This is a genomic window from Massilia sp. S19_KUP03_FR1 (assembly GCF_036688685.1).
Taxonomy (GTDB): domain Bacteria; phylum Pseudomonadota; class Gammaproteobacteria; order Burkholderiales; family Burkholderiaceae_D; genus JALYUM01.
Genome location: NZ_JAQQPS010000008.1, coordinates 206052 through 232247 on the forward strand (window position 1 = coordinate 206052; position 26196 = coordinate 232247).

Here is a 26196-nt window from a genome sequence, read left to right on the forward strand (position 1 = left end):
CAGAAATGATTTCTACCGGCGTCCACGCCAGCTTCGACACCGCGGCCCTGCAAGCTGCCGACGCCGCGCACTTCCTCCACCCGTTCAGTGACCACACCGGTTTTCTGGAGAAGGGCGCGCGCGTCATCGTGCGCGGCGACGGCATTTATATCTGGGATTCCGAAAATAAACAGATCCTCGACGGCATGTCGGGCCTGTGGTGCGTGAACGTGGGTTATGGCCGCACCAGCATCACCCAGGCGGTGGCAAAGCAGATGGACACGCTGCCGTTCTACAACAGCTTTTTCCACACCAGCAATGTGCCGGCGATCGAACTGGCGGCAACCCTGACGGCACTGGCGCCGCCCGGCTTCAACAAGGTGTTTTATACCGGTTCCGGCTCGGAAGCGAACGACACCATCGTGCGCATGGTGCGGCGTTACTGGCATTTGCAGGACCAGCCCGCGCGCCAGACCATCATCAGCCGCGTCAACGCGTATCACGGCAGCACGATTGCCGGGGCGTCGCTGGGCGGCATGGCTGGCATGCATGCGCAGATGGGCACCGTATTGGGCGGCATCGTCCACATCGGCCAGCCCGATTATGTGCACGCAGGGCAGGGCATGACGCAGGACCAGTTCGGCGTCCATGCGGCCGGCTGGCTGGAAGACAAGATCCGCGAACTGGGGCCGGAGAATGTCGCCGCCTTCATCGGAGAACCGGTGCAGGGCGCCGGTGGCGTGATTATTCCGCCAGCCACCTATTGGCCGGAAATCCAGCGTATTTGCGACAAGTACGGCATCTTGCTGATCGCCGACGAAGTCATCTGCGGCTTTGGCCGCCTGGGGGCGTGGTTTGGTTCGACCGTACTGGGCATCCGGCCGGATTTGATTGCCTTTGCCAAAGGCGTGACGTCAGGTTATGTGCCGCTCGGCGGCGTGCTGGTGGGCGACCGCGTGGCCGATGTGCTGATTCAACAAGGCGGCGAATTCAACCATGGGTTCACGTATTCCGGCCATCCGGTGGCGTGCGCGGCGGCGCTGGAAAACATCCGGATCCTGGTGGATGAACAGCTGATCGAACGGGTGGCCGGCGCAACCGGGCCCTATCTGAAAGGCGCGTTTGCGGCGCTGGCGACGCATCCTTTGGTCGGGTATGCCGACAGCCTGGGCATGGTGGCCGGCCTGAACCTGGTGCGCGTGAAGGGCGCCACGGTGCATGACAATGTCCCGTTCGATGCCAAGCTGGGCGTGGGCATGATTTGCCGCGGTCACATGTTCGATTGCGGCGTCGTGATGCGCGCGGTTGGCGAGCGGATGATTGTTGCGCCGCCGCTGGTGATGACCTGTGCGCAGATCGACGAGATGGCGGGGCGGATTCGGAATGCGCTGGATTTGACCTTGGCCGAGGTGAAAGCACGGGGCATGTTGTAGCGAGCTCAGCATGGGCCCCGGCGTGCGCCGGGGTGACGGTCTTATGTGTGTTGGCTTTAAAACCGTCATCCCGACGCAAGTCGGGACCCATAACCAGTCAATTCAAGACGCGCTGCCAACAATCACCGACCCCTTGTCATGCCGATTTTTGAGCACCTGCGGCGCCAGCGACCCCACGACCATCCCGATAAACGCCGCCACCAGTCCCGCCAGCTGCCCCGGAAACACCGTCCCAAACGTGCTGATCTGCGGGAAATAAACAATCCACACCCCCACGCCCAGCGCCACCGACAGGATCGCCCCCTGGGTGGTGGCGCGCTTCCAGTACAAGCCGGTCACCAGCGGCACGAAGGCGCCCACCAGCGTGACCTGATACGCCGACGATACCAGCTCATAAATCGAGGTCCCCTTCATCGCAATCGCATACGCCAGCACCAGCAACGCAAACACCACGATCGTGCAGCGCATGGCAAACAGCGACTGCCTGTCGTTCATGTCGGGCCGCAGGTTTTTCAGGATGTTTTCCACAAAGCTGGTCGACGGCGCCAGCAAGGTGGCCGAGGACGTGCTTTTGATAGCGGAAAGCAGCGCGCCGAAGAACAGGATCTGCATCGTCAGTGGCATTTTGGTCATGATGAAGGTCGGCAGCAGGCGCTGGTAATCGTCCTTGGCCAGTGCCATTGCGCTGTCGCCCATGACGATCACGGCGCAGGCCACGATGAACATCGGCACGAAGGCAAACAGGATATAGCTGACCCCGCCGATCACGGCGCCCGCGCGCGCGGTCGGCGCGTTTTTGGCTGACATCACGCGCTGGTAGACGTCCTGCTGCGGAATGCTGCCAAACATCATCGTCACGCCGGCGCCGATGAACATGGCGATATCGGTAAAATTGGCCGGCGGCAGGATTTTCCACAAATCGGCCTTGCTCGCCATGGCCAGCACGGGTCCGGCGCCGCCGGCCAGGTCGGCGGCAAAAAACGCGATGATCGACAGGCCGATGACCAGCACGATCATCTGGATAAAATCGGTGATCGCCACGGCGAGAAAACCGCCCACCACCACGTAGATCAGCACGGCCATCGTGCCGACGATCATGCCCATCGTTTCCGACATGGCGCCGCCCGTCAACACGGAAAACACCAGGCCCAGCGCGGTGATCTGCGCCGCCACCCAGCCCAGGTAACTGAGAATGATCGCCACTGAGCAGAAAACTTCAATGCCCTTGCCGTAACGCTCGCGGTAATAGTCGCCGATGGTCAGCAGGTTTAACTTGTACAGCTTGGTCGCGAAGAACATGCCCACCAAGATGAGGCACATGCCGGCGCCGAACGGGTCTTCAACCAGCGCGCCCAGGCCGCCCTGGATGAACTTGGCCGGGATGCCCATCACCGTCTCGGCGCCGAACCAGGTGGCAAACGTCGTCGTGATCACCATGATCAACGGCAGGCTGCGACCGGCAATGGCGAAATCGCTGGTGTTCTTGATGCGGGTGCCGGCCCATAGACCCAGTCCGAGCGTGCCCAGCAGGTACAACACGACGAAAGTAATCAGGGTGGCATTCATCGGGGGCAGGCTCCAGGTTGATACAAGGAAATCGGGCGATTATAGCGGGAGAAACTGCTGCTCGGAGTGATTTTGCCAACATTGCCGCACAGGTGATGCGGGCGCGCCACGCACGCGAATGCATCAAAAATAGGCGCGCAGCACGACATAGCCGCCGTGCTCGGGTTTCGATTCGACCAGGGCGTAGCCGCCGACCGGCCAGCTGATGTGTGCAGGCGCCAGCGGCGCAATGGCGCCGCTGGCGTGGCGGCCCATGGTGACGTGGGGGCGAAATGGTCGATCCTCGAGCGTGACGCCGAGGCCGGCGAGTGCCTGGCCGAGGTCATCGTGCAGATCCATCAGCGCGCCCGGCATCGCCAGCGGTTCCAGCACGGCGGAACCGTGGCGCCAGACTTCAGCGTGGCCGAAGTCCAGTCCAAACGGTGTGAACGGCAGCGCCAGCGCCTGCGCCAGTTGCGGAATCAGCGCACGCGGCTGGCTGCCGAGAAAGTGCAGCGTCAGGTGCAGCTTGTCGCTGTGCATGGCAGCGGCGGAACGCGGCCACTGCCACTGGTTACGGTACGCCCGCAGCGCAGCGCGCACCGTGTCATCGGGCCAGAGCGTCACGAACAGCCGGGCGGTGTCGGGTTCGCTCTGCATGATCGGTCAGAAGCAGTGTTCGAGCGCCGGGAAGCTGCCGTCTTTCACCGCGCCGACGTAGGCGGAAATCGCCGCGTCGATGCTGGTTTGCCCGTCCATGAAATTCTTCACGAATCGCGCCTTGCGTCCCGGGAATACACCCAGCAGATCGTGCATGACCAACACCTGACCGGTGCAGTCGGGACCGGCCCCGATGCCGATGGTTGGCACGGATAACAGGTCCGTCACTTCTTTGCCCAGCTTGGCGGGAATGGCTTCCATCAGCACGAGCGCCGCACCGGCCGCCTGCAGCGCCAGGGCGTCCTGTTTCAGCTGCTCGGCGCTTTCGATGGTTTTGCCCTGCACTTTGTAGCCGCCCAACTGGTGGACGAACTGGGGCGTCAGGCCGATGTGGGCGCACACCGGCACCGCGCGCTCGGCCAGGAAGCGGATGGTTTCGGCCAGCCAGGCGCCGCCTTCGATTTTCACCATGTGGGCGCCGGCCTGCATCAGCTGCACGGCGTTGTTCAGCGCCGCTTCCGGCGTGCCGTAGCTGCCGAACGGCATATCGGCCAGCACCAGCGCATTCTTGTTGCCGCGCGCGACGGACGCGGTGTGGTACGCCACTTCGGCGACCGTCACCGGCAAGGTCGAGGTATGCCCGGCGCAGACCATGCCGAGCGAATCACCGATCAGCAGGATTTCCACGCCGCAGCGGTCCATCAGCGACGCGAAGCTGGCGTCGTAGCAGGTCAGCATGGTGATTTTCTGCCCGCTGGCGCGCAGCGCTTGCAGCGTGCCGATCGTGACCGCTTTCGGCTGGGCCGTCTGCACGGGTGCTACTTTCGTTGGCTCGGTGCTGGCCATGTCCTTGCCACCCAGGTATCCGCTCATCTTTATCCTTTTATTTCAAATGTTTGCGACGGCGGTAGTGTAATGCGCCCGGTGAAATCGCGCTCACAATGGGTCCCGACTTGCGTCGGGATGACGTTTTAGTCGAGCCGCTCGATGACCTGTTGCCCCACGCTGGAGAAAAACGCCGCCGCCCGCCCATGCCCCGGCACCGCAATGGCCGGCGCAATATCGAGCAGCGGGCGTAGCACGAATGCGCGTTCCAGCATGCGCGGATGCGGCACGGTCAAGGTAGCGGTCGCGATGACCTGCTCCCCATACAGCAGCAAATCGAGGTCCAGCGTGCGCGGCGCATTCCGGTACGGCCGCTCGCGGCCGTGTTCAGCTTCGATGGTGTGCAGGGCTGCCAGCAGGTCGGATGCAGTCAAACGCGTGTCGATCGAGACGACGGCATTGACGTAATCGTCGCCCGACGAATCGATGGGCGCGCTGCGGTAATACGGCGACGTGCGCAGCAGCCGGCTATCGGGCAACAGCCCCAGGCGCGCCACGGCATCGTCGACATTGGCGCGCGCGTCGCCCAGGTTGGCGCCGATGCCGACGTAGGCAATCATTCGTCGGACAGTTTCGCACCCGAGCGGAATTCGGCGCTGGCGCCGGACGGGCCCTGGTCGACTTCCGGGATGTCGGCCCGGTTGCGCGGCGCACGCCGCGGCGGACGCTTGGCCTTGGCCGGCGCCGCCGGGGCAGTGATGGGCGTCGTGATCAGGCGCTCACGGTCATTCGCTTCGCCTTCGTAAAACGCGGTCCACCACTCGCCCACGCCAGCCTCGAGCTCGCCCGACGCGCAGCGCAGCAGCATGAAGTCATACCCGGCGCGGAAGCGTGGATGTTCCAGCAATTTGTACGGCGCCTTGCCGGTGCGGCGCTCGAAGCGCGGCTGCATGGCCCAGATGTCGCGCATGTCGGAGCCGATGCGGCGTTGCAGCGCCAGCTTTTCGGTCTGGTCTTCCAGCACGTCGTCGGCCGCCAGGTGCAGTGCAGGAATCGACGATTCGCCGCCGGCCTTGTACTGGTCCCATTTTTGCAGCGTCTCGTGCCACAGGAGCGAGGCGAACAAAAAGCCGGGCGAGACGGTTTTGCCGGCGTTGATGCGCGCATCGGTCGATGCCAGCGCCAGCGTGACGAACTTCATGCCGATCGGCTGTTCCAGCACCACGTCGAGCAGCGGCAGCAGGCCGTGATGCAGGCCCGAATTGCGCAGCTCCTTCAAACACGCCAGCGCATGCCCGCTCATCAAGAGCTTGAGCATCTCGTCGAACACGCGCGCGGCCGGCACGTTGTGGATCAGCTCGGCCATGGTGGCGATCGGCGCGCGGGTGTCCGGCTCGATCTGGAATTGCAGCTTGGCCGCGAAACGCACCACGCGCAGCATGCGCACCGGGTCTTCGCGGTAGCGCTCTTCGGGCACGCCGATGATGCGCAGGATCTTGTCGCGGATGTCGGCAATGCCGCCGTGGTAATCGAGCACCGACTGCGTGGCCGGGTCGTAATACATGGCGTTGATGGTGAAATCGCGCCGCATGGCGTCTTCATGCTGCGGTCCAAAACTGTTGTCGCGCAGGACGCGGCCGTGTTCATCCTTCGGCGCGTTGGTGGCGCCGGCGCCGCGGAAGGTGGTCACTTCCAGCAGTTCCTGGCCGAACATCACGTGCACGATCTGGAACCGGCGGCCGATGATGAATGCGCGCCGGAACAGGCGTTTTACTTGTTCCGGCGTGGCATCGGTGGCGATGTCGAAGTCTTTCGGTTTCACGCCCAGCAGCAGGTCGCGCACGGCGCCGCCAACGACGAACGCTTTAAAACCGGCGTCCTGCAAGGTCTGGGTCAGGCGCACGGCGTTTTGCGACAGCAGGCGCGGGTCAATCCCGTGTTCTTGCGGCCCCAGCACATCCGGCTCGGTCGGATCGCGGGCCGGCTCGTCTTCTTTGACGCCAAGGATCTTGCGGATGAATTTTTTAATCATTGAATAAGTGAAGTAAAGGCCAGCCGTGGGATTGTGCGTGCGAGGTCAACACGGCGTTCGGATTGGTTGCAATCGGGTGCGACACGACGGCCAGCAGCGGGATGTCGTTGTGCGAGTCGCTGTAGAAATGGCTGGTGCCGAACGAGACGAAGGGCTGGTTCAGCTTTTCCAGCCAGGCGTGCATGTGCACCACCTTGCCCGCGCCCGACGTTGGCACGCCCAGCAGCTTGCCGGTGGGGCGGCCGCTGGCGTCTTCTTCCGGCACGGCGGCGATCAGGTGCTCGACCTTGAACGCGCGCGCAATCGGCGCGGTGACGAAACGGTTGGTGGCGGTGATGATCGCCACCAGGTCGCCGGCGTCCTGGTGGCGCTGCACCAGCGCCAGCGCCTCGGGACGGATGGCAGGCAGGATCACTTCTGCCATGAACTGCGCGTGCATCGCATCGAGTTCCGGGCGTGTGTACTGGGCCAGCGTGCCCAGCGCGAATTCGAGGTATTCGACCGGGTCGAGCGTGCCGGCCTGGTACTGGGCAAAGAAATCGTCGTTGCGGCGCTTGAATGCGGCGGCGTCGATATAGCCGTGGCGCACCAGGAATTCACCCCATTCGTGGTCGGAGTCGAGCGGCAGCAGCGTGTGGTCGAGGTCGAACAGAGCAAGCCGCGTCATGCTTTTGGCTCCTGCGATTCCTGCAGCAGCAGGTCGCGCAGCAGCGGTAACGTTACCGGACGTTGTGTTTCGAGGGAGTACTGGTCAAGCGCATCTAGCATGGTCGAGAGGGAGCGCATGTCGCGCTTGAAATGAGACAGCAGGTAAGGTAACACGCTGGCCGAGAGCGTCAAGCCGCGCGCTTCTGCGGCGTGGGTCAGCGCGGCAATTTTTTCATCGTCGGACAGGCCGTGGATCTGGTAAATCAGGCCCCAACCCATGCGCGTACGCAGATCTTCGCGCACCGGCAGCACCACCGGCGGCACCGGGCCGGTGCTGACCATGTAGGCGCCATGTTCGCGGATCTGGTTGAACAGGGCGAAGGCGTCGATCTGGGCGTCGGGACTGAGCTTCGGGCAATCGTCGAGCAGGTACAGGGAAATATCGGGCGAATAGACGAAGTCGGCCTCGGTTGCCTGTGCGGCGGCGATGTAGCGCGCGCCGGGTGTGGCGGCCAGGCCCTGCAACAGATGCGTTTTGCCCGCGCCGGAGTCGCCCCACAGGTAGGCAAAATGTTCACGCGAGGCGCGTTGGGCGAACTGGTGCATCAGGTGTGCCAGCTCGGCATTGGCCCCCACCTCGAACGTATCGAGGCTGCGCGCCGGTTCGGCGCCGAGATCGAGCACCAGTTGTTTCATGGAGTGCTTCTCAATGGGATTGAATCTTGTGCATCATGCATTATAGAAGCTGCTGCGCAAATAATGGTGGCGCAGGTGTCGAAACGCGACCATCAGGACCGCCGAAGCGGGCAAAGCGAGCAGCACGCCGACAAAACCGAACAGCTGGCCGAACGCCAGCAGCGCAAAAATCACGGCCAGGGGATTCAAGCCAATGCGCTCGCCCACCAGGCGCGGTGTGAGGAAAAATCCTTCCAGCACTTGCCCGGCGCCGTAGATGACAGCCACCCCGACCAGCCCGGTCCAGTCGGGAAACTGCAGCATGGCGGCAATAAGCGCCAGCGCCAGGCCCAGGCCGAAGCCGAGGTAGGGAATGAACACCAGGATGCCGGTCAGGATGCCGACCGGCAGCGCCACGTCCAGGCCCAGCATCGACAGGGCGACCGAATAGTAGGCCGCCAGCACCAGCATCACCAGCAACTGGCCGCGCAGGTATTGGGCCAGCAGCACATTCACTTCATGCCCGGCCGAGACCGCCTGCGCGACGAAGCGGCGCGGCACGGCAGTGCTGATCTGGCCGAGCAGGCGATGCCAGTCGAGCAGCAAATAAAACAACACCACCGGAATCAGGATCAGGGTGGCGGCCCAGCCGAGCAGGGCGCTGCCGCCGATGCGCGCCGAGGCCAGCACCTTGGCCCAGATTTCGTCGCCGCTGCCGGCCATTTGCTGGGTCAGCAGGCTCCAGATGCCGCTGCCGTCGAGCTTGACCTTGACGCCGTAGCTGGCCAGGCGTGGCGAAAGGAGGGCGTCGAGCCTGGCGAGGAACATGGGGAACTGGGCTTGCAGCAGCGGAATTTCGGTGGTGAGCACCGGGATGACGATCAACACCAGCGCGGTGGCGGCGGCCAGAAACAGGATCATCACGGCGACCACGGCCAGCGCGCGCGGCATGCGCCAGCGGCCGATTTGCAGGCGGCAGAAATAATCGACGCCGCCACCCAGGGCGTAGGCAATGATGGCGGCGGCGATGAACGGCGTCAGGACCGGCCCGAGGGCGTACAGTAAAACGAAGAAGGCGAGCCATACCAGGCACCAGAAAGTGGTTTGTTTTTGTTCTGGCGTGAAAGGAAATGGCATGAAGTCGGGTTGGATCCTGCTGGTTTGATAAAATACTGGATTAATCAGTGCATCCGACTGATTCTCCGCCCTTCATTTTACCGCCTCCGCAGCCAAAGCCACCATGAGCCAACCATCTAATGTTTCCCTCTCCTACCGCGACGCCGGTGTCGATATCGATGCGGGTGATGCCCTGGTCGAAGCGATCAAGCCGTTCGCCAAGCGCACCATGCGCGAAGGCGTTTTGAAAGGGATCGGCGGCTTCGGCGCGCTGTTCGAAATCAGCAAGAAATACAAGGAGCCGGTGCTGGTGTCCGGCACCGACGGCGTCGGCACCAAGCTGCGCCTGGCGTTCGAACTGAACCGCCACGACACGGTCGGCATCGACCTGGTCGCGATGAGCGTCAACGACATCCTGGTGCAGGGCGCCGAGCCACTGTTCTTCCTCGACTACTTCGCCTGCGGCAAGCTCGATGTGCCGACCGCGACGGCGGTCGTGAAAGGCATCGCGCAAGGTTGCGAGCAAGCCGGTTGCGCCCTGATCGGTGGCGAAACGGCCGAAATGCCAAGCATGTACCCGGCCGGCGAATACGACCTGGCCGGCTTCGCAGTGGGCGCGGTGGAAAAATCGCAGATCATCGACGGCACCAAAATCACCGCGGGCGACATCGTCCTGGGCCTGGCCTCGTCGGGCGTGCACTCGAACGGCTATTCTCTGGTGCGCAAGATCATCGAAGTGGCCAAGCCTGACCTGGAAGGCGATTTCCACGGCCGCAAACTGGCGGACGTGCTGATGGAGCCAACCCGCATCTACGTGAAACCGCTGCTGGCGCTGATGGCCTCGATGGAAGTCAAAGGCATGGTCCACATTACCGGTGGCGGCCTGGTCGAAAACGTACCGCGCGTGCTGCAGCCTGGCCTGACCGCCGAGCTGGACTCGAAAGCCTGGACGATGCCGCCGCTGTTCCACTGGCTGCAGCAGCACGGCGGCGTGGCCGACGCCGAGATGCACCGCGTGTTCAACTGCGGTATTGGCATGATCGTCATCGTGTCGAAAGAAAACGCGGACGCGGCGCAGGCGCAGTTGCAGGCGGCCGGCGAAAGCGTGTCGCGCATCGGCGTGATTCGCGCGCAAGTTGAAGGCGAGCACCCGACCATCGTTGTGTAAATAAACGTTGGTAAAGTGATACAAAAATCGGCGCCTGGTGCGCCGATTTGCATCATGTTGCCGTCGTTGCTACACGCGCAGGATCCTGGCCACGGCCGGACTGCGCAGCCGCGCCGTCTCGGCCATGCCTGCGCCGACCAGCGGACGCAGATAATCAAGGAACGCCGGCGTGACGTCGTTGCCGGCAGCGTTGATGAAGGCGTCTTCCATGACCCGGGTCTTGCCCGCCACATCGGCCAGCGGCAGCAGCACGTATTGCACCGCGTAGTTGCCCGTTCTCTGGATGGCAATCGAACCATCCCTATCTCCCCATAAGGCGAACTGCACCGCCTGCTCGCCAGCCTCGCGCGCCTCTCTCTGGTCGACCTCGGACACGCAGCCGAGGAAGGAGCGCTGCAGGTAGCCGAAGGTGTCGCCGCGCACGCGCTTGATGCCCAGGCCCGCCTTGATTTCGTCGCACAGCAGATCGGCCAGCGCGCCGGTGCCGGACAGTTGCACGTTGCCGTGCGCGTCGCGCTCAACTTCCCTGGCCAGCAGGCTGGCAATGGCGCTGCCGGACGCGTCGTGGATGCCTTCCGAGACCGCGATGACGCAGCGGCCGTGGCGGTCATGCATCGTCTGCACGTCGGCCAGGAAGTGCGCCATGTCGAAGGTGCGTTCGGGCAGGTAGACCAGGTGCGGGCCGTCGCCGGGGAAGGTGCGCCCGAGCGCGGCGGCGGCCGTCAAAAAGCCGGCGTGACGGCCCATGATGACGCCGACGTAGACGCCAGGTAAGGACGCGTTATCCAGGTTGGCGCCGGCAAACGCTTGCGCGACAAATTTTGCCGCCGACGGAAACCCGGGCGTGTGGTCGCTGCCGACCAGGTCGTTGTCGATGGTCTTCGGGATGTGGATGCAGCGCAGCTGGTAGTTGGCCGCCTGGGCGTGCTCGCTGACGATGCGCACCGTGTCGGACGAATCGTTGCCGCCGATGTAGAAAAAATGGCGGATGTCGTGCGCGCGCAGGGCGTCGAAAATGCGCGCGCAGTAGGCTGCGTCGGGCTTGTCGCGGGTGGAGCCAAGCGCGGACGAGGGGGTGGCGGCGACCCGTTCCAGGTTGGCGCTGGTTTCAAAACTGAGGTCGATGAAGTCTTCGTCGACGATGCCGCGCACGCCGTGGCGGGCGCCGTAGACACGCCCCAGTTCAGGGTGGCGCCGCGCCGCCAGCACCACGCCGGCCAGTGATTGGTTGATGACGGCGGTTGGGCCGCCTCCTTGGGCAACTAAAACGTTTCCGGTGGAATTGGTCGGCATGGGCGCAGTCTCCTTGGTGGAGAACACAGCTTACTCCAGAGCGCACAGCGACGGCTGCGCTTTTTGCACCACGCACCCGGGAATGCGGTGTGTGGTGCAGGTCGAGTTTTACTGCGCCGCGCCGATATTTTTATCCAGGAACTTTTCCACGCGGGTCCAGAAATCGATGCGGTTGGCAGGCAAGCCCCAGCCATGTCCCTCGTTGCCATACTCGATCCACTCGACGCGGGCATTGGTGGCCTTGGCCTTGCTGTACAGGCGCCGTCCATGGACGATGGGCACGCGCCGGTCAGCGCCGCCGTAGGCCATCAGCAGCGGCTGGGTGATGCGTGCGGCCTGCTCGACGGGGGACGTGGCCTTCAGTTGGACGGCATCTGCGACCGGGTCGCCGAGCAAGCGCGGCATGCCGTATTTGCGGCTGTTGTCGTCGGCATCCGAACCGGCGGTGAACCAGGCATCGTTGTACATCAGGGCGAGATCGGTCACGCCGGCCCATTCCACGCCGCACTTGTACAAGGCAGGATCGTTGATCAAGCCCATGAGTACCGCATAGCCGCCGTAGCTGGCGCCGGCAATGCAGATGCGCGCCGGGTCGGCCACGCCCTGCGCAATGGCCCAGCGCGCACCGTCGGCGAGGTCGTCCTGCATGGCCAGCCCCCATTGCTTGAAACCCGCACTGAAATGGCGGTGGCCGAGGCCTGTGCTGCCCCGAAAGGATGGCTCGAGCACGGCGTAACCGCGCGATGCCAGGAACTGGCTCTGCGCATCCCAGCCCCAGGTGGCACCACGCACCCACGGCCCGCCGTGCACCAGCACCACCAGTGGCAAGCCTTTGCGCACGCCGCCTGCAGGCAAGGTCAGCAGCGCAGGGATGACGAGGCCGTCGCGCGCCTTGTAGTGCACCATTTCCTGGCTGCCCATCCGGGCCGGGTCGATGGCGGCATGGCTGTTGCCGACCGGGCTCAGTTCGCGTGTTGCGCGCTTGTACAGGAAATAACGCGATGGCACTTTGTCGGAAAACGACTCGACCAGGAGCCATGGCGCGGCCGGGTCTGCCGCCACGGTGACCAGGTTGACCATGCCCGGCAGCGCCTGGTCGATGGCCGCCTGGGTCGCCTGCATGGCCGGATCGAACCAGACCATGCTGCGCGCATCGGTGCTGATGCGCGCCCCCAGCATGGTGGCGCGGTTGCCCACCAGTTCGGCATCGACATCGAAGCCGGGCGCGGCAATCAGCGCCTGGCCTGTGACCTGGCCCGTGACCAGGTCGAAACGGCGCAGGGACGCGGTGTCGCTGTGCTGCGTGCTGGTCACGTACAGGGCGCCGTCGGGCCCGAAACCGATCGGCTCGAAGCCGGCGGCGTCCGGCAGGTAGGCGTCGTAACTGGCCACGATGCGCCACGCATCGGTAGCCGGATCGCGGTAGTACACGGACGCGACGTCTTTTTTGCGCGTGGTTGCCAGGCGCGGCTGGCCCTTCTGGTCGAGCAGCCATTCCATGGTATTGCCGGGCCGCGGCACCGCCTGCGCGCTGCCGGTGAGGGTGTTCAGACGCAGCAAATCGACGTGCTCGATATTGTTGCCATAGCCGCTGTCGTCCCAGGCGGGACTGGAGACATAGATGAAGTCGGTGTCCTGTGCGCCCGGCGCCATCAGGTAGGTATGCCAAGGCAGTATATTGTTCTTGAGGCGGCTGCCTTCGCGCACAAAGCTGGCATCCCGTTCGGCCAACTGGAGGGGTTTGCTGCCGTCGCGGTTGACTGCGTACAGGCCTGGCGCCAGCACGCGCTGACCTTCCGCCAGCTGGCGGTCGCCCAGCGTGTACACCAGGCGCTCGTCATTGACCCATTGAAATTGCCGGATATCTGCATCGTTGTAAGCCGCCGCAAGCGTGCCGTCGCGCGTGGCCAGGTCGATCACGACCAGCACCTGGCGGCCATTTTTTGCGACCCCGCGTGCCGCCAGAGACTTTCCGTTGGGTGACAGCACGGCGCCACCGAACGATGCGTGCGCAAAAAAGACGTCCACAGGTACCCTGCTTGCCGGCATCGGCGCTGGCGCCGCCAGCGCCAAGCCCATGCCGGCGCCAAGGAGCAGAAACAGACAGATATGGCGCAAGGACGGCATGGCATTCCCTCGTGAGTGATGCCGTCTAGATTGCCATATAACAAGTGCCTAATCGATATTTATTTGTAAATCCCGGTCGTTATTTTTATTTCTTCGGGCGCCCGGATATGGTCGAGCAAACCATGCGCCGCGTGATCCGGCGCCCGGGTCAGCAGACTGCCCAGCACCAGCGCCAGGATCCCGGCCGGCACCCCGAACACGCCGGCCGAAATGGGCGCGATATGAAACCACTGTGCGGCCGCGCTGCCGCCCAGGATCGGGTTGGTGTGCAGCATGTAGAACATGCAGACCAGAAAGCCGGTCAGCATGCCGGCGATCGCGCCCACGTGGTTGGCCCGCTTCCAGAACACCGCCGCCGCCAGTGCCGGAAACAGGAGCGACGCCGCCAGCGAGAACGCCGCCCCGACCAGGGAGAGGATATCGGCGGGTTTTTGCGACGCGGCGTAAGCGGCAATAAAAGCGACTGCCAGCAACAGCAATTTGGAAATGGTCACGCGCTTCTGGGTCGACGCGTTCGGGTCGACCATCTTGTAATAGACGTCGTGCGACAGCGCGTTCGAAATGGCCAGCAACAAGCCGTCGGCGGTCGACAAGGCTGCCGCCAGGCCGCCGGCCGCCACCAGGCCGGAGATCACATACGGCAAGCCGCCGATTTCCGGCGTGGCCAGCACCAGCACGTCGCCGTCGATGGCAATTTCGGCCAGCTGCACGATGCCGTCGCCATTTACGTCGACAATGCTGATCAGGGGATTGAGCTTGTCGACATTGCCCCAGTAGGAAATCCAGTTGGGCAGATTGGTGAAATCGCTGCCAACCAGGCTCGTGTAGAGATCGTATTTGGCCAGCACCGCCAGCGCGGGAATGGTCAAATAAATCAGCAGAATGAAGAACAGGGTCCAGAACACCGACTGGCGGCTTTCCTGCACCGACGGCGTGGTGTACGAGCGCATCAGGATGTGCGGCAGGGCGGCCGTGCCCAGCATCAGGCACAGCACCAGGGCCAGGAAATTGTTGCGGCGGATATCCGAGCTGGCGCGATCCGGGCCGGGGAAGGGCGTCGCGTGCGCTTCGGGAATCTGGGCGCGAACCAGGTTGGCGTCGCGCTGTTCGCGCCACTGACGGGCCGCATCGGCCGGCGTTTTGGGATACGCAATCAGGCCCCGTTCGGCGGCGCGCAGCTCGGACAGCGAGCCATTGCGCAGGCGCACCGCGTCGAGCTGGCGCTGGGCTTCGCGCCGGCCCACGTCCCACGAGGCCGGCAGTGCCGCCAGCCTGGCGCTGAAGGCATCGGCGCGGTCGCGGAAAAGGTGGCGCACCTCGGTTTCTTTCGGGTCATTGACCAGTTGCGCTTCGCGCGCGGCCAGCTTGGGCAGCACCGCGCCGTAAGCCACCTGCGGCACCGGGTTGTCGGCGTGCTTGACCGACAGCCACATGGTCGGGATCAAAAACGCGACGAGGATGATGATGTACTGCGCCACCTGGGTCCAGGTGATGGCGCGCATGCCGCCCAGGAAGGAACAAACCAGGATGCTGGCCAGGCCGAGGAAAATGCCCACCGAAAAATCGACGCCGGTAAACCGCGAAGCGATCAGGCCGACCGCGTAAATTTGCGCAACCACATAGGTGAACGAGACGATGATGGTGGCCGCCACGGCCATCGCCCGCACCGGCGCACCGCGTCCGCCGGCGCCGCCGCCGTAGCGCGCCGCCAGAAAATCGGGGATGGTGAACTGGGTCGATTTACGCAGGTAGGGTGCAATCAACAACGCCACCAGGCAATAGCCGCCAGTCCAGCCCATGATGTAGGCCAGGCCATCGAAGCCGTGCAGGTACAGGCCCCCGGCCAGGCTGATGAAGCTGGCTGCCGAAATCCAGTCGGCGGCGGTGGCCATGCCGTTGAACAGGGCCGGCACGCGCCGCCCGGCGACATAGTATTCGGTGACATTCGCCGTGCGGCTGATGACGCCGATGGTGGCGTACAGGACGATGGTGGCAAACATGAACAGATAGCCGATCCACAGGCGCGGCATGCCTTCCTTTTCCAGCACGGCCAGCGCAATGAGAAAGGCACCGAAGCAGGCCGTGAACCACAGATAGTAACGGCGCAGTTTGCGGAAATAGCGTTGCGCCTTGTTCATGGCTGCCCTTCCAGCGCTTGCACATAGCGCGCATCGGCGCGCCGCATCAACCAGGCATAGGCGCCGATGACGGCAAGGTAGATCAGCGAGGCGCCCTGCGCCGCCATATAAAAGGAGAGCGGCCAGCCGAACACGCTTAAATTCTGCAGGTCGCGCGCGAACCAGACGGCGCCGAAGCTGGTGGCCAGCCAGATCGCCAGCAGCAACGCGGTCACGCGGCGGGTGGTGCGCCAGTGCGCGGCGCGCGCGGTCAGCAGGCGCGCGCGCCGTTGGGTGGGATCAGGCAGGTCAGGCATCGTCGGCGCGGGGAACGGGAGGGGGGAAGGTCAGCCGAAACAGGCTGCCGGGATATTTTTTATTGGTACTGCGCGGGTTGTCGAACAGGTCGATCTCGGCATTGTGCTGCTGGGCCACCTCGCGCACGATGGCCAGGCCCAGGCCGCTGCCGGTCGCACTGCTGCCGAGGATGCGGTAAAACCGCTCGAAGACGCGGCTGCGCTCGGCGGGCGCGATGCCCGGCCCGGTGTCTTCCACTTCCAGTAAAACGTCGTCTTCCATGCGCCGCACGCGCACCGTGACGCTGCCGTCCACCGGCGTGTAGCGCAGCGCGTTGTCGATCAGGTTCGACAGCAATTCATGCAGCATCAACGCATTGGCCGCGATCACCAGCGCGCCGGGCGGCGCTTCAAAGCCCAGGTCGATGCGCCCGGCAAACGAGGCCGGCACCCATTCCTGCACGGTGCTGCGGGCCAGCGCCACCAGGTCGACTTCCTCGAAGGCGAGGCCGGCGTTGGGCTGGTGCTCGGCACGCGCCAGCGCCAGTAGCTGATTGACCAGGCGCGTGGCCGATTCGCTGCTGGTGGCCAATTGCTCCAGCGAGCGATGAATCTCCTGGGCATCAACCTGGCGCAGCGCCAGTTCGGACTGCATGCGCATGCCGGCCAGCGGCGTCTTCATCTGGTGCGCGGCGTCGGCAATGAAGCGTTTTTGCATGTCGATGGTTTGCTCCAGGCGCGCCAGCATGTCGTTGAACGAGCCGACCAGCGGAGAAATTTCCTCCGGCACCTGGCGGGCGTCGATGGGAGACAGGTCGTCCGGGCGGCGCGCGCGGATTCTCTCCTGCAGTTCGGCCAGCGGCGACAGGCCGCGCGACAGCGCAAACCAGACCAGCGCCAGAATCACCGGCAAAATGATGAACTGGGGCAGGATCACGCCCTTGATGATTTCGTTGGCGAGGCCGGCGCGCTTGTCCAGCGTTTCGGCCACCTGCACCAGCGCGCTTCTCGGGTCGACTTCGGCGCCTTCGGCCAGCGGCTGCAAGGCGACCCAGGAGTAGGCGACGCGCACCTGCGCGCCGTGCATGGTGGCATTCCGGAAGTGCACCGTGCCGCTGGGATAGCGCTCTTCTTCGGTGGGGGCGGGCAGGTCGCGGTCGCCGTCGACGTATTCGCCGCGTGGTCCGACCACCTGGAAGTACACATTGTCGACGTCGTCGGCGCGCAGGATGTCGCGCGCGCTGCCGGGCAGGCGCGCCGTGACCTTGCCGGCCACTTCATGGACTTGCTGGGCCAGCACGGTGACACTGTCTTCGAGCGCGCGGTCGAACGGTTGATTGGCGATCGACTTGGCCACCAGGTAAGTAATGGCAATGCTCATTGGCCACAACAGCAGCAGCGGGGCCAGCATCCAGTCGAGGATTTCGCCGAACAGCGAGTGCTGGATGCTTTCGTCCGGCTCCGGATTGGGCGGCTGGTAACTTTCTTCCGGCGCCAGGATGGGGTCGGGGTGCTGGTCGAGATTGCGCCGGATCACTTGCCGGAGTGAAGCACGTCGGATTGTGGCGGCCGGACCGGTTCGGCGAATTTTTCCAGGCAATAGCCCAGGCCGCGCACGGTGGCGATGCGCACGCCGCCCACCTCGATTTTTTTGCGCAGGCGGTGCACGTACACCTCAATGGCGTTGTTCGAGACTTCTTCTCCCCATTCGCACAGGTGGTCGACCAGCTGCTCTTTCGACACCAGGCGCCCGCTGCGCGCCAGCAAAATTTCCAGCAGGCCCAGTTCGCGCGCGGACAGGTCTAGCATCTGCTCGTTGATATAGGCCGAGCGCCCGACCTGGTCGTAGGCCAGCGGGCCGTGACGAATGACGGTGGGGCCGCCGCCGGCGCCGCGCCGGGTCAGCGCGCGCACCCGTGCTTCCAGTTCGGACAGGGCAAACGGCTTGGCCATGTAGTCATCGGCGCCCAGATCGAGGCCGTTGACGCGCTGCTCGATCGAGTCGGCGGCGGTAAGGATCAGCACCGGCAGGTTGGAAGCGCGCGCGCGCAGGCGGCGCAGTACTTCCAGTCCCGACAGGCGCGGCAGGCCCAGGTCGAGGATCAGCAAATCGAACTCCTGGGTGGACAGCGCCGTGTCGGCGTCGGCGCCATTCTTGACGCAGTCAATCGCGTAGCCGGACTGGCGCAAGGAGCGCGTCAATCCATCGGCAAGTACGCTATCATCTTCGGCGAGCAAAATGCGCATCGGATCCCTCTGTGCCATCACTGGTTAGACTGCAGTATGCATATTGTGTTTCATCTTCCGCAACATAGCGAGCTTTTGTCACATCGGACGTAAATAGCACTTGCTAAAACCACTGTTTGTTTATACAGTGGTGGGTATTGAATTCGGGCGCATCCACCCTATCTAGGCATCTCCGATACTGAAAGAAAATAATGGACGATAAAAAAACCAACCTCAACGCGGCAGAGAAGGGCAAGGCTCTGGCCGCCGCCCTGGCGCAGATCGAAAAGCAGTTCGGCAAGGGTTCCGTGATGCGCATGGATGCCAACACCCCGGTCGAAGAAGTGCAGACCGTGTCCACCGGCTCGCTTGGCCTGGACATCGCGCTGGGCGTGGGCGGCTTGCCACGCGGCCGCATCGTCGAAATCTACGGTCCGGAATCGTCGGGTAAAACCACGCTCACCCTGCAGACCATCGCACAAATGCAAAAGCTGGGCGGCACCTGCGCCTTCATCGACGCCGAGCACGCGCTGGACGTCGGTTACGCGCAAAAGCTGGGCATCAACCTGTCCGAACTGCTTATTTCGCAGCCGGACACGGGCGAGCAGGCGCTGGAAATCACCGACGCGCTGGTGCGTTCCGGTTCGGTCGACCTGATCGTCATCGACTCGGTCGCGGCCTTGACGCCACGCGCCGAAATCGAAGGCGACATGGGCGATTCGCTGCCAGGCTTGCAGGCACGTTTGATGTCGCAGGCGCTGCGCAAGTTGACCGGTTCCATCAACCGCACCAACACCCTGGTTATTTTCATCAACCAGATCCGCATGAAGATCGGCGTCATGTTCGGCAGCCCGGAAACCACCACCGGTGGTAACGCGCTCAAGTTCTACGCGTCCGTGCGCCTGGATATTCGCCGTACCGGTTCCATCAAGTCCGGCGACGAAGTGATCGGTAACGAAACCAAGGTCAAGGTCGTCAAGAATAAAATCGCGCCGCCATTCAAGGAAGCGCACTTCGACATCCTGTATGGCGAAGGCACGTCCCGTGAGGGTGAAATTCTCGATCTCGGCGCCGATAACAAAATCGTCGAGAAGTCCGGCTCGTGGTACAGCTACAACGGCGAGCGCATCGGTCAAGGCAAGGACAATGCGCGTTTGTTCTTGAAAGAGCGTCCAGCCCTGGCCCGTGAAATCGAGAACAAGGTGCGCGTTGCACTGGGCGTGCGCGAGATCCCGCCAGGTCCGGGCGAAGTTGAAGAGACGGGCAAGTCGGCCAAGGCCACCAAGGCTGCTGCTGCTGCATCTGCCGCTGCTGCGCCTGCCGCTGCCGAATAAGTCAACATGCGGGGTCCGGCCTTAAGCCTCAAAGGCCGTGCCTTGCGCTATCTGTCGATGCGAGAGCACAGCCGTCTGGAACTTGGGCGCAAGCTGGCCCGCTACGCCGAGGAGGGCGATGACGTGAACGCCTTGCTCGACTTTTTGGAAAAGAATAACTGGCTGTCGCAGGAACGTTTCTGCGAATCCCTGCTCAACCGCCGCTCTGCGCGGTTCGGCAACAACCGCATCATGGCCGAACTGCAAAGCCATGGCGTGAACGGCGAAGCGTTGGCTGGTTTAAAGGCCGGCCTGGCAGACAGCGAAGCGGCGCGCGCCTCTGATGTGTGGCGGCGCAAGTTCGGCACCGTCGCTGCGGACGCTGCCGAGCGCAGCAAGCAGATGCGGTTCTTGTTGCAGCGCGGTTTTTCGCAACGGGCAGCGCGCGTGGCCATGCAGGGGCTGGAAGAAACATTCGGCGACCACGACGACGCTTGAGCTTGGCGCGAAGGCGTCAGCGCGGAGCGTCATTCGCCGCAAACGACTTGATCAAGTCATTTGCTCCTCATCCGTGAATGGCGCTGCGCGCTGGCGTTTTGCCTCCCACCTGTCTGGTTCGTGTCGCTCTAGCGGCAGAATGTTTTGATGTCGTTCGTGGCGATATCGCGGTCGTTCTGGTCCGTCGGTTTGCGATTGGTATGCTGCGCCGCGCCACTCAATATATCGCGTGCCAGCCCGCACTTTGCGCCCGGCTTCTCACTCCGATAGCTGAGATCTGACGCACTCCCACTACGCGCAGACACCGTCGGAAAGCGCGGCTCCGGGGTCGCCGCCATGCGCTGGCGCTTCTGGAATTCTGCTTCCCGGACGCGCCAATCTTGCGCCGGTGGCGCGTCGCCTGCTGGCTGCGCGGGCGTCACGCGGATCTGGGTCGAACGGCCTGCGCTGGCGTCGCCAGCGTAGTCGCTGTAGTGGATCTTGCCTTGCGCATCGGTCCATTTATAGATTTGGGCCGCCACAGGCAGCGCGGTTGTCAGCACGGCGACACCAAGCATGCAACTGTAAAATTTCAACATAACATTCCCGACAGGTCTCCGTTCGTTATTCGCTTTAGTTCTACTTGGAAACATACCAGAAAGCAGTATCGGCGGATACTGCACATTGCTTCCAATCTAAGTGATATTGCTTATCACCAGAACGAATATCTGGTGTGATCCCTCCGGGAATCTGTCGTGCATACTATGTTGCAGTGCAACTGACCGACGCATGTGCTAAACTTTTGGGGTTTTAGCAGCGCCGCATGAGCGGTTGTCATCGTAGAAACTGCGTTGACGTGCATCTGCACACGGCTGCACACACTTACTACCGCCCCGCCGGTTTTGTTCTTTATGCCTTTGTCACCTCCCGCACCGCGCACGCTCCGGCACACGCGCACCATCGAAGTCGCTGCCTACTCGCGCGAAGATGGACTGTGGGATCTCGATGCCAATATCCGCGACGTCAAGACGCGCGCTATCCAACTGGCCTCGGGACTGCGTGCCGCTGGCGACCCCATCCATGACCTGAAGCTGCGCATCACGATCGACCGCGCCTTCAACATCGTTGCGGCCGACGCCGCCTCGGATGCCGTGCCTTATCCAGGCATGTGCAACACGATTGGTCCGGCCTACCAGGCGCTGGTGGGGCTGAACCTGATGCAGCATTTCCGATTACACCTGAAAGACCGCCTCCACGGCGTGCTCGGCTGTACCCACCTGACCGAACTGGCGCAAGTTTTACCGACCGCCGCCGTGCAGGCGTACGCCAACGAAGTTCTCTCGACCCATGAAGGCGTCGACAATGTTGAAACCCCTGCGACGGAACGTCCGTTCCAGCTCGACCGCTGCCACGCCCTGCGTGTCGACGGTCCCGCAGTCGCCAAGTTTTACCCGCGTTGGGCCGAAGCTGCGCCCGGCGGTGAACAAGTAGTTGCAGTTCCATCTAATCGTATTTCTCAATCAGTAACAGAAGAAGGGAAGCCAGCATGAAGATCCATGAGTATCAAGGCAAAGAAATCCTCCGGCAGTACGGAGTGACGGTTCCGCGCGGCATTCCGTGCATGTCCGTAGAAGAGGCTGTGAAAGCAGCTGAAACGCTGGGCGGCAAGGTGTGGGTCGTCAAAGCCCAGATCCATGCTGGCGGCCGCGGCAAAGGTGGTGGCGTGAAAGTTGCGTTCTCCCTCGACCAGGTCAAAGAATACGCAGAACAGATCATGGGCATGCAACTGGTCACGCACCAGACTGGCCCTGAAGGACAAAAAGTCCGTCGCCTGCTGGTTGAAGAAGGCGCCGACATCAAGAAAGAACTGTACATCTCGCTGGTCACCGACCGCGTGTCGCAGCGCGTCGTGCTGATGGGTTCTTCCGAAGGCGGCATGGACATCGAAGAAGTTGCCCACTCCAACCCGGAAAAAATCCACACGGTCGCCATCGACCCGTCGGCCGGCCTGCAAGACGCAGAAGCCGACGACCTGCTGACCAAAATCGGCGTGCCTGCCGCATCGCTGGCCGATGCCCGCGCGCAGCTGATGGGCCTGTACAAAGCCTACTGGGAAACCGACGCATCGCTGGCCGAAATCAACCCGTTGATCCTCACCGGCGAAGGCAAAGTCATCGCCCTGGACGCCAAGTGGAACTTTGACGCCAACGCGCTGTATCGCCATCCAGAAATCGTCGCTTACCGCGACCTGGACGAAGAAGACCCAGCTGAAATCGAAGCATCGAAATTCGACCTGGCCTACATTTCGCTCGATGGCAACATCGGTTGCCTGGTGAACGGCGCCGGCCTGGCCATGGCCACCATGGACACCATCAAACTGTTCGGCGGCGAGCCTGCCAACTTCCTCGACGTCGGCGGTGGCGCCACGGCTGAGAAAGTCACGGAAGCGTTCAAGATCATGTTGAAAAACCCAGGCCTGAAAGCCATCCTGGTCAACATTTTCGGTGGCATCATGCGTTGCGACGTGATCGCCGAAGGCGTGATCACCGCATCGAAAGCTGTTTCGCTGCAAGTCCCGCTGGTGGTCCGCATGAAGGGCACCAACGAAGAAATCGGCAAGAAAATGCTGGCCGATTCCGGTCTGCCGATCATCGCCGCCGATACGATGGAAGATGCAGCCAAGGCCGTGGTCGCCGCTGCCGCCGGTCACGCTTAATTCGAGGAAATTACAATGTCGATCCTGATCAACAAAGATACCAAAGTCATCACCCAAGGGATTACCGGCAAGACCGGTCAATTCCACACCCGCATGTGCCGCGACTACGCGAACGGCAAAGAAGCGTTCGTCGCTGGCGTGAACCCGAAGAAAGCCGGCGAAGATTTCGAAGGCATTCCAATTTACGCCACCGTGTCCGAAGCCAAGGCTGCCACTGGCGCCAACGTGTCGGTGATCTACGTTCCACCAGCGGGCGCAGCTGCCGCCATCTGGGAAGCCGTCGAAGCCGACCTGGACCTGGCAATTTGCATCACCGAAGGCATTCCTGTCCGTGACATGATGGCCCTCAAGGACCGCATGGCCAAATCGGGTTCCAAAACCCTGCTGCTGGGCCCTAACTGCCCAGGCTTGATCACGCCAGACGAAATCAAGATCGGCATCATGCCAGGTCACATCCATAAAAAGGGCCGGATCGGCGTGGTTTCGCGTTCGGGCACCTTGACCTACGAAGCAGTCGGTCAATTGACGGCACTGGGCCTGGGCCAATCGTCGGCAGTCGGCATTGGCGGCGACCCGATCAACGGTCTGAAGCACATCGACATCATGAAGATGTTCAACGACGATCCTGATACTGACGCGGTCATCATGATCGGCGAAATCGGCGGCCCGGACGAAGCCAACGCGGCTTACTGGATCAAGGACAACATGAAGAAGCCGGTGGTTTGCTTCATCGCTGGTGTGACGGCGCCTCCAGGCAAGCGCATGGGCCACGCTGGCGCGCTGATCTCGGGCGGTGCCGATACGGCACAAGCCAAGCTGGACATCATGGAAGAATGCGGCATCAAAGCCACCAAGAACCCATCGGAAATGGCACGCCTGCTGCAGGCCATGCTGTAAAAAGTTCTCAGTCAGAACAAAAAAAGGAAGCTTCGGCTTCCTTTTTTAATTCCAGGTGGCAAAAATATGCTAACCAAGCGACAAAGTGACAAATTTTGTCACTCGCACTGACAAAAGACGTCACTATCACCGTTTTCGACAACCGAAAATCATAAAAACCGGGGGAAACTGGGCTGGCACGGCAATTGCTAAGTACACTACCAGTAGTCCAACATACACCACTAACCCCGAAGGAGATTTAAGATGAAATCGATGAAAATGGTCAAGAAGGCACAAGCAGGTTTCACCCTGATCGAACTGATGATCGTGGTTGCGATTATCGGTATCCTGGCCGCTGTTGCGATCCCGGCGTACAGCGACTATACCGCAAAAGCAAAAGCTGCCAACGCGCTGTCGGCTGCTGATCCTTACAAAACCGCTGTCGCAATGTGCGCACAAGAGGCGGGTAAGGTCGACGACTGCAACACGACGAAGAACGGAGATTTGTTTGCGCCGTTCACGGCATCGAAGGAAGCCAAGTCCATTACCGTTACTGGCAGCGGCATCATCACCCTGACGTTGAATGACATCGGCAAGAATACCGATGGTTCGACCGTGAAATTCACCCCAACGTTGAACACGAGTTCCGTTACCTGGAAGATTGAATCAGACTCGGAAAACGCCGCTGTGAAAGCTGCATTCCAGAAGAACTCGTTCGTCTCCGGTTCGTAATACTATGTCGTAATATCGAAAGCCGCCCTCGGGCGGCTTTTTGCATTAAGAATGAACATCGTCGATCCCGCATGCCTTTTTCCGCGCATTTCGTTTTGCAAGATTACATTTCGCCTTTCCGGATAAGGGTTCTGTCATGGCGCTTATGAATCGGCATAGGCAGTTGAGGTGAAGTGAGGCCAGGCAAGCATGGACGATCGAAATAGCCAATCGTCGGCACGTTGTTCAGCGCGAGCCTGCTGTTGTGTCACAGGCGGCGGCTGTTTGCAGCAACCAATCGCACAACATAAGGCTTGGCCTGTGGTTTCAGCAATTCCCGGTAACTCGTCGGGCCGCGTTTCCATTGCTTCGAATGGATTGCTCGCAAGTCGGTGACGCATCCAACCATCCTGCTTATGCAAGACTCCTCGCGTTTGCGTCAAGCCGAAGTACGCCTTCCATCCAAGTATGCAGGTCATGCTCACGCTATCTGCAAATGCGCTTGCAATCGACGGCAGCGGCTCGCATTCCATTGTCGCGTGCCATGTTCACGAAGTATTCATCGATTCGTCTGCCACTTATGGCATTGCTATTAGCTGTTCGTTAAAAATCGAGCTGTACCGAATAGCCATACTTGCAATCCAGCGCCGCTCCCACAAGCGCACCGGCGCGGTGCCACCGGGCATTTCAACGTTCACAATGCCAGTGGTCACCAACCCGGCCATCCATGCTGCACAGGCGACGGCACTGGCGCTCTTACCTGAGTAAGCTGTCGTGCCTTCGCCGCGCTCGAAGATGCGCGCCAGGACGCGCTGCTCGCCGATGACGACGGCCCATTGCAGGTTAACACCTGCCCGGCATGGGTCGCCTGAGCCTTCGCCAGGCGACCCGGCGAAAGCAATGCGGGTGAATGGCGCCAGAAAATTGCACTCATGCAATTGCATGAAACTAGGCAAGTCTGCAACATTCGTCGATAAGGTTACATAGTGTGGGTTGCCGATGCGCACGAACCGGCTGTGTGTCCAAGCTGAATGAAGATTTGCCAAGGCATGTCGATGCCAAGTCATCGTCGCTCCTCCGGAGTGGCGATGGCATGGTTGCTCCGGTTCGTCGAGAAGCATGTTGGCAAGTAATGGAGAGAAGCACCCACCTTGGGGCGTCCCCTGGGCCCGCGCCATTACCACGCCACGATTTACAATTCCCGGGTTCAGGTAGGCAAGGAGCAGTCTGGTTACGTCAGTGTCATCCCCACGTTTGCTTAAACGGTCGATACAAGATGTCATGATTGATCCTGTCGAAGACCTGTGACAGATCAATATCGACCACGACGCGGTAGCCGTTCTTCACGTCATGCTGTGCAGCAAGCACGGCATGATGCGTACGATGGCCGCGACGAAACCCGTGGCTGTGTCATTAAAAGTTTTCAGCAGCGACATGAAAGTGGGCACGCTGATCGGTTGCCATGAGCGCGTCTTCGCTGCATTCGGCAGCGTGCCGCGCAAGGTCCTGTACGGCACCATGAAGACGGTGGCCATCGAGCTTGAGGTGTACGGCGACGGCCAGCTTCGCTACCTCGCCGGCTTCCTGGACTTCACAAAGTACGGCGGTTTCCGGGTCAAGCAGTGCCAGCCTTCCCGGCCTCGGCACCGGACTACGACGACCTCTGCTCAATCCTCGCTTCAATTCGCGTCGTCGTCCTTTCAGGCATGAGGCGAGTTCTCCGCAGGTAAGAACGTACTTCCTCACTGCGCAACCGCCGGATTTATGTTACTTCCACCCGACCACACGAGCTTCGTGATTTTGTGCCCGCTCGCCCCGCTTGGCAGCTTCTATCCCATTCTTGTACATCGGCTCGCAATTTCGCTGCACGCCTCGTCTCCGCGGTCGTTCCGGTTGCCAGCGTCAGCCATTCCGAAGTTGCTTCACTTCGCTCGCCGTGATCAACGCGCGGCGGGACTTGCGC

At 62.2% G+C, this 26196-nt stretch carries 26 protein-coding genes and 1 pseudogene; 9 read left to right on the forward strand and 18 right to left on the reverse strand.

Translation table 11 applies throughout. The features are described 5' to 3' along the window. Nucleotides 1-5 precede the first annotated feature (5 nt). Nucleotides 6-1412 carry an aspartate aminotransferase family protein gene (locus tag V6M87_RS11200; protein ID WP_332876730.1) on the forward strand — a complete coding sequence of 469 codons (1407 nt, stop codon included), beginning with the start codon at nucleotides 6-8 and terminating at the stop codon, nucleotides 1410-1412. Nucleotides 1413-1514: 102 nt separating this feature from the next. On the opposite strand, the gene V6M87_RS11205 is transcribed toward V6M87_RS11200, so the two are convergent. The 8 genes from V6M87_RS11205 to V6M87_RS11240 all read right to left on the reverse strand — a co-directional run bounded on the left by V6M87_RS11205 (nucleotide 1515) and on the right by V6M87_RS11240 (nucleotide 8934). Beyond that, nucleotides 1515-2978, reverse strand: coding sequence for a sodium:solute symporter family protein (locus V6M87_RS11205; RefSeq protein ID WP_332876698.1), 1464 nt, complete (start codon nucleotides 2976-2978; stop codon nucleotides 1515-1517). A gap of 123 nt (nucleotides 2979-3101) precedes the next feature. After that, nucleotides 3102-3617 (reverse strand): RNA 2',3'-cyclic phosphodiesterase, encoded by a 516-nt coding sequence (thpR, locus tag V6M87_RS11210; RefSeq protein WP_332876699.1) that lies wholly within the window; start codon nucleotides 3615-3617, stop codon nucleotides 3102-3104. Nucleotides 3618-3623: 6 nt separating this feature from the next. Beyond that, nucleotides 3624-4490 (reverse strand): 3-methyl-2-oxobutanoate hydroxymethyltransferase, encoded by an 867-nt coding sequence (gene panB / locus V6M87_RS11215; RefSeq protein WP_442920574.1) that lies wholly within the window; start codon nucleotides 4488-4490, stop codon nucleotides 3624-3626. Nucleotides 4491-4588: 98 nt separating this feature from the next. Then, nucleotides 4589-5062, reverse strand: coding sequence for a 2-amino-4-hydroxy-6-hydroxymethyldihydropteridine diphosphokinase (gene folK, locus V6M87_RS11220; protein ID WP_332876700.1), 474 nt, complete (start codon nucleotides 5060-5062; stop codon nucleotides 4589-4591). Next, on the reverse strand, nucleotides 5059-6474 hold the full coding sequence (pcnB, locus tag V6M87_RS11225) for a polynucleotide adenylyltransferase PcnB (protein ID WP_332876701.1): 1416 nt from the start codon (nucleotides 6472-6474) through the stop codon (nucleotides 5059-5061). The genes folK and pcnB overlap by 4 nt, the downstream gene beginning before the upstream one ends. Continuing rightward, on the reverse strand, nucleotides 6467-7141 hold the full coding sequence (locus tag V6M87_RS11230; RefSeq protein ID WP_332876702.1) for an HAD family hydrolase: 675 nt from the start codon (nucleotides 7139-7141) through the stop codon (nucleotides 6467-6469). The genes pcnB and V6M87_RS11230 overlap by 8 nt, the downstream gene beginning before the upstream one ends. Beyond that, entirely contained in the window at nucleotides 7138-7818 is a 681-nt protein-coding gene (hda, locus tag V6M87_RS11235; RefSeq protein ID WP_332876703.1) for a DnaA regulatory inactivator Hda, read from the reverse strand. The genes V6M87_RS11230 and hda overlap by 4 nt, the downstream gene beginning before the upstream one ends. A 33-nt stretch (nucleotides 7819-7851) precedes the next feature. Then, complete coding sequence (locus V6M87_RS11240; protein ID WP_332876704.1) at nucleotides 7852-8934, reverse strand: AI-2E family transporter; 1083 nt, start codon at nucleotides 8932-8934, stop codon at nucleotides 7852-7854. Between the two features lie 103 nt (nucleotides 8935-9037). Here V6M87_RS11240 and purM point away from each other — a divergent pair, with 103 nt between their 5' ends. After that, nucleotides 9038-10081 carry a phosphoribosylformylglycinamidine cyclo-ligase gene (purM, locus tag V6M87_RS11245; RefSeq protein ID WP_332876705.1) on the forward strand — a complete coding sequence of 348 codons (1044 nt, stop codon included), beginning with the start codon at nucleotides 9038-9040 and terminating at the stop codon, nucleotides 10079-10081. Nucleotides 10082-10150: 69 nt separating this feature from the next. On the opposite strand, the gene V6M87_RS11250 is transcribed toward purM, so the two are convergent. The 6 genes from V6M87_RS11250 to V6M87_RS11275 form a co-directional block, all read right to left on the reverse strand. Then, nucleotides 10151-11374: a 6-phosphofructokinase gene (locus V6M87_RS11250; protein ID WP_332876706.1), complete on the reverse strand. Its 1224-nt coding sequence runs from the start codon at nucleotides 11372-11374 to the stop codon at nucleotides 10151-10153. 108 nt (nucleotides 11375-11482) lie between these two features. After that, complete coding sequence (locus V6M87_RS11255) at nucleotides 11483-13501, reverse strand: alpha/beta hydrolase family protein (protein WP_332876707.1); 2019 nt, start codon at nucleotides 13499-13501, stop codon at nucleotides 11483-11485. 59 nt (nucleotides 13502-13560) lie between these two features. Next, on the reverse strand, nucleotides 13561-15639 hold the full coding sequence (locus V6M87_RS11260; protein WP_332876708.1) for a sodium:solute symporter family protein: 2079 nt from the start codon (nucleotides 15637-15639) through the stop codon (nucleotides 13561-13563). Next, nucleotides 15636-15935: a DUF4212 domain-containing protein gene (locus V6M87_RS11265; protein ID WP_332876709.1), complete on the reverse strand. Its 300-nt coding sequence runs from the start codon at nucleotides 15933-15935 to the stop codon at nucleotides 15636-15638. Before V6M87_RS11265 ends, V6M87_RS11260 begins: the two co-directional genes overlap by 4 nt. Continuing rightward, complete coding sequence (locus tag V6M87_RS11270; RefSeq protein WP_442920575.1) at nucleotides 15928-17451, reverse strand: sensor histidine kinase; 1524 nt, start codon at nucleotides 17449-17451, stop codon at nucleotides 15928-15930. Before V6M87_RS11270 ends, V6M87_RS11265 begins: the two co-directional genes overlap by 8 nt. Continuing rightward, complete coding sequence (locus V6M87_RS11275) at nucleotides 17448-18161, reverse strand: response regulator transcription factor (protein WP_332876710.1); 714 nt, start codon at nucleotides 18159-18161, stop codon at nucleotides 17448-17450. Before V6M87_RS11275 ends, V6M87_RS11270 begins: the two co-directional genes overlap by 4 nt. 191 nt (nucleotides 18162-18352) lie before the next feature. Between V6M87_RS11275 and recA the strand changes: the two genes are divergently transcribed. Further along, complete coding sequence (gene recA / locus V6M87_RS11280; RefSeq protein WP_332876711.1) at nucleotides 18353-19474, forward strand: recombinase RecA; 1122 nt, start codon at nucleotides 18353-18355, stop codon at nucleotides 19472-19474. A gap of 6 nt (nucleotides 19475-19480) precedes the next feature. Then, nucleotides 19481-19951 carry a recombination regulator RecX gene (gene recX / locus V6M87_RS11285; RefSeq protein WP_332876712.1) on the forward strand — a complete coding sequence of 157 codons (471 nt, stop codon included), beginning with the start codon at nucleotides 19481-19483 and terminating at the stop codon, nucleotides 19949-19951. Nucleotides 19952-20079: 128 nt separating this feature from the next. Here the strand turns inward: recX and V6M87_RS11290 are convergent, their stop codons facing one another. Then, nucleotides 20080-20529 (reverse strand): DUF4124 domain-containing protein, encoded by a 450-nt coding sequence (locus tag V6M87_RS11290; RefSeq protein WP_332876713.1) that lies wholly within the window; start codon nucleotides 20527-20529, stop codon nucleotides 20080-20082. Nucleotides 20530-20841: 312 nt separating this feature from the next. Here V6M87_RS11290 and V6M87_RS11295 point away from each other — a divergent pair, with 312 nt between their 5' ends. From V6M87_RS11295 to V6M87_RS11310, 4 genes are all read left to right on the forward strand, one after another. Then, nucleotides 20842-21480, forward strand: coding sequence for a DUF2889 domain-containing protein (locus V6M87_RS11295; RefSeq protein WP_332876714.1), 639 nt, complete (start codon nucleotides 20842-20844; stop codon nucleotides 21478-21480). Further along, nucleotides 21477-22646, forward strand: a complete 1170-nt coding sequence (sucC, locus tag V6M87_RS11300; protein ID WP_332876715.1) for an ADP-forming succinate--CoA ligase subunit beta — start codon at nucleotides 21477-21479, stop codon at nucleotides 22644-22646. The genes V6M87_RS11295 and sucC overlap by 4 nt, the downstream gene beginning before the upstream one ends. Nucleotides 22647-22661: 15 nt before the next feature. Next, on the forward strand, nucleotides 22662-23543 hold the full coding sequence (gene sucD, locus V6M87_RS11305; RefSeq protein ID WP_332876716.1) for a succinate--CoA ligase subunit alpha: 882 nt from the start codon (nucleotides 22662-22664) through the stop codon (nucleotides 23541-23543). 243 nt (nucleotides 23544-23786) lie between these two features. Further along, a complete protein-coding gene (locus tag V6M87_RS11310) occupies nucleotides 23787-24254 on the forward strand; it encodes a pilin (protein ID WP_332876717.1) in 468 nt (155 codons plus the stop codon). Nucleotides 24255-24397: 143 nt separating this feature from the next. Here the strand turns inward: V6M87_RS11310 and V6M87_RS11315 are convergent, their stop codons facing one another. Genes V6M87_RS11315 through V6M87_RS27255 form a run of 3 tightly spaced genes read right to left on the reverse strand, consistent with a single transcriptional unit; the run spans nucleotide 24398 to nucleotide 25601 of the window. Further along, nucleotides 24398-24766, reverse strand: a complete 369-nt coding sequence (locus V6M87_RS11315) for a group II intron maturase-specific domain-containing protein (protein WP_332876718.1) — start codon at nucleotides 24764-24766, stop codon at nucleotides 24398-24400. 45 nt (nucleotides 24767-24811) lie between these two features. Next, nucleotides 24812-25516, reverse strand: coding sequence for a hypothetical protein (locus V6M87_RS27250; RefSeq protein ID WP_442920578.1), 705 nt, complete (start codon nucleotides 25514-25516; stop codon nucleotides 24812-24814). Further along, nucleotides 25476-25601 (reverse strand): hypothetical protein, encoded by a 126-nt coding sequence (locus V6M87_RS27255; protein WP_442920576.1) that lies wholly within the window; start codon nucleotides 25599-25601, stop codon nucleotides 25476-25478. Before V6M87_RS27255 ends, V6M87_RS27250 begins: the two co-directional genes overlap by 41 nt. Nucleotides 25602-25655: 54 nt before the next feature. Between V6M87_RS27255 and V6M87_RS11325 the strand changes: the two are divergent. Next, nucleotides 25656-25877, forward strand: a pseudogene (locus tag V6M87_RS11325) (IS21 family transposase); the annotation flags it as partial. Between the last annotated feature and the right edge of the window lie 319 nt (nucleotides 25878-26196).

Excerpts from the sequence above, each read along its gene's own strand:
- V6M87_RS27250 (WP_442920578.1), bottom strand. The coding sequence starts at position 25,516 with ATGACATCTTGTATCGACCGTTTAAGCAAACGTGGGGATGACACTGAC.
- V6M87_RS11200 (WP_332876730.1), top strand. The coding sequence starts at position 6 with ATGATTTCTACCGGCGTCCACGCCAGCTTCGACACCGCGGCCCTGCAA.
- V6M87_RS11255 (WP_332876707.1), bottom strand. The coding sequence starts at position 13,501 with ATGCCGTCCTTGCGCCATATCTGTCTGTTTCTGCTCCTTGGCGCCGGC.
- V6M87_RS11260 (WP_332876708.1), bottom strand. The coding sequence starts at position 15,639 with ATGAACAAGGCGCAACGCTATTTCCGCAAACTGCGCCGTTACTATCTG.
- thpR (WP_332876699.1), bottom strand. The coding sequence starts at position 3,617 with ATGCAGAGCGAACCCGACACCGCCCGGCTGTTCGTGACGCTCTGGCCC.
- folK (WP_332876700.1), bottom strand. The coding sequence starts at position 5,062 with ATGATTGCCTACGTCGGCATCGGCGCCAACCTGGGCGACGCGCGCGCC.
- recX (WP_332876712.1), top strand. The coding sequence starts at position 19,481 with ATGCGGGGTCCGGCCTTAAGCCTCAAAGGCCGTGCCTTGCGCTATCTG.
- V6M87_RS11230 (WP_332876702.1), bottom strand. The coding sequence starts at position 7,141 with ATGACGCGGCTTGCTCTGTTCGACCTCGACCACACGCTGCTGCCGCTC.
- V6M87_RS11275 (WP_332876710.1), bottom strand. The coding sequence starts at position 18,161 with ATGCGCATTTTGCTCGCCGAAGATGATAGCGTACTTGCCGATGGATTG.
- V6M87_RS11315 (WP_332876718.1), bottom strand. The coding sequence starts at position 24,766 with ATGGAATGCGAGCCGCTGCCGTCGATTGCAAGCGCATTTGCAGATAGC.
- V6M87_RS11310 (WP_332876717.1), top strand. The coding sequence starts at position 23,787 with ATGAAATCGATGAAAATGGTCAAGAAGGCACAAGCAGGTTTCACCCTG.
- pcnB (WP_332876701.1), bottom strand. The coding sequence starts at position 6,474 with ATGATTAAAAAATTCATCCGCAAGATCCTTGGCGTCAAAGAAGACGAG.
- sucC (WP_332876715.1), top strand. The coding sequence starts at position 21,477 with ATGAAGATCCATGAGTATCAAGGCAAAGAAATCCTCCGGCAGTACGGA.
- hda (WP_332876703.1), bottom strand. The coding sequence starts at position 7,818 with ATGAAACAACTGGTGCTCGATCTCGGCGCCGAACCGGCGCGCAGCCTC.
- V6M87_RS11295 (WP_332876714.1), top strand. The coding sequence starts at position 20,842 with ATGCCTTTGTCACCTCCCGCACCGCGCACGCTCCGGCACACGCGCACC.
- V6M87_RS11250 (WP_332876706.1), bottom strand. The coding sequence starts at position 11,374 with ATGCCGACCAATTCCACCGGAAACGTTTTAGTTGCCCAAGGAGGCGGC.
- sucD (WP_332876716.1), top strand. The coding sequence starts at position 22,662 with ATGTCGATCCTGATCAACAAAGATACCAAAGTCATCACCCAAGGGATT.
- V6M87_RS11205 (WP_332876698.1), bottom strand. The coding sequence starts at position 2,978 with ATGAATGCCACCCTGATTACTTTCGTCGTGTTGTACCTGCTGGGCACG.
- V6M87_RS11240 (WP_332876704.1), bottom strand. The coding sequence starts at position 8,934 with ATGCCATTTCCTTTCACGCCAGAACAAAAACAAACCACTTTCTGGTGC.
- V6M87_RS11265 (WP_332876709.1), bottom strand. The coding sequence starts at position 15,935 with ATGCCTGACCTGCCTGATCCCACCCAACGGCGCGCGCGCCTGCTGACC.
- V6M87_RS11290 (WP_332876713.1), bottom strand. The coding sequence starts at position 20,529 with ATGTTGAAATTTTACAGTTGCATGCTTGGTGTCGCCGTGCTGACAACC.
- purM (WP_332876705.1), top strand. The coding sequence starts at position 9,038 with ATGAGCCAACCATCTAATGTTTCCCTCTCCTACCGCGACGCCGGTGTC.
- recA (WP_332876711.1), top strand. The coding sequence starts at position 18,353 with ATGGACGATAAAAAAACCAACCTCAACGCGGCAGAGAAGGGCAAGGCT.
- panB (WP_442920574.1), bottom strand. The coding sequence starts at position 4,490 with ATGAGCGGATACCTGGGTGGCAAGGACATGGCCAGCACCGAGCCAACG.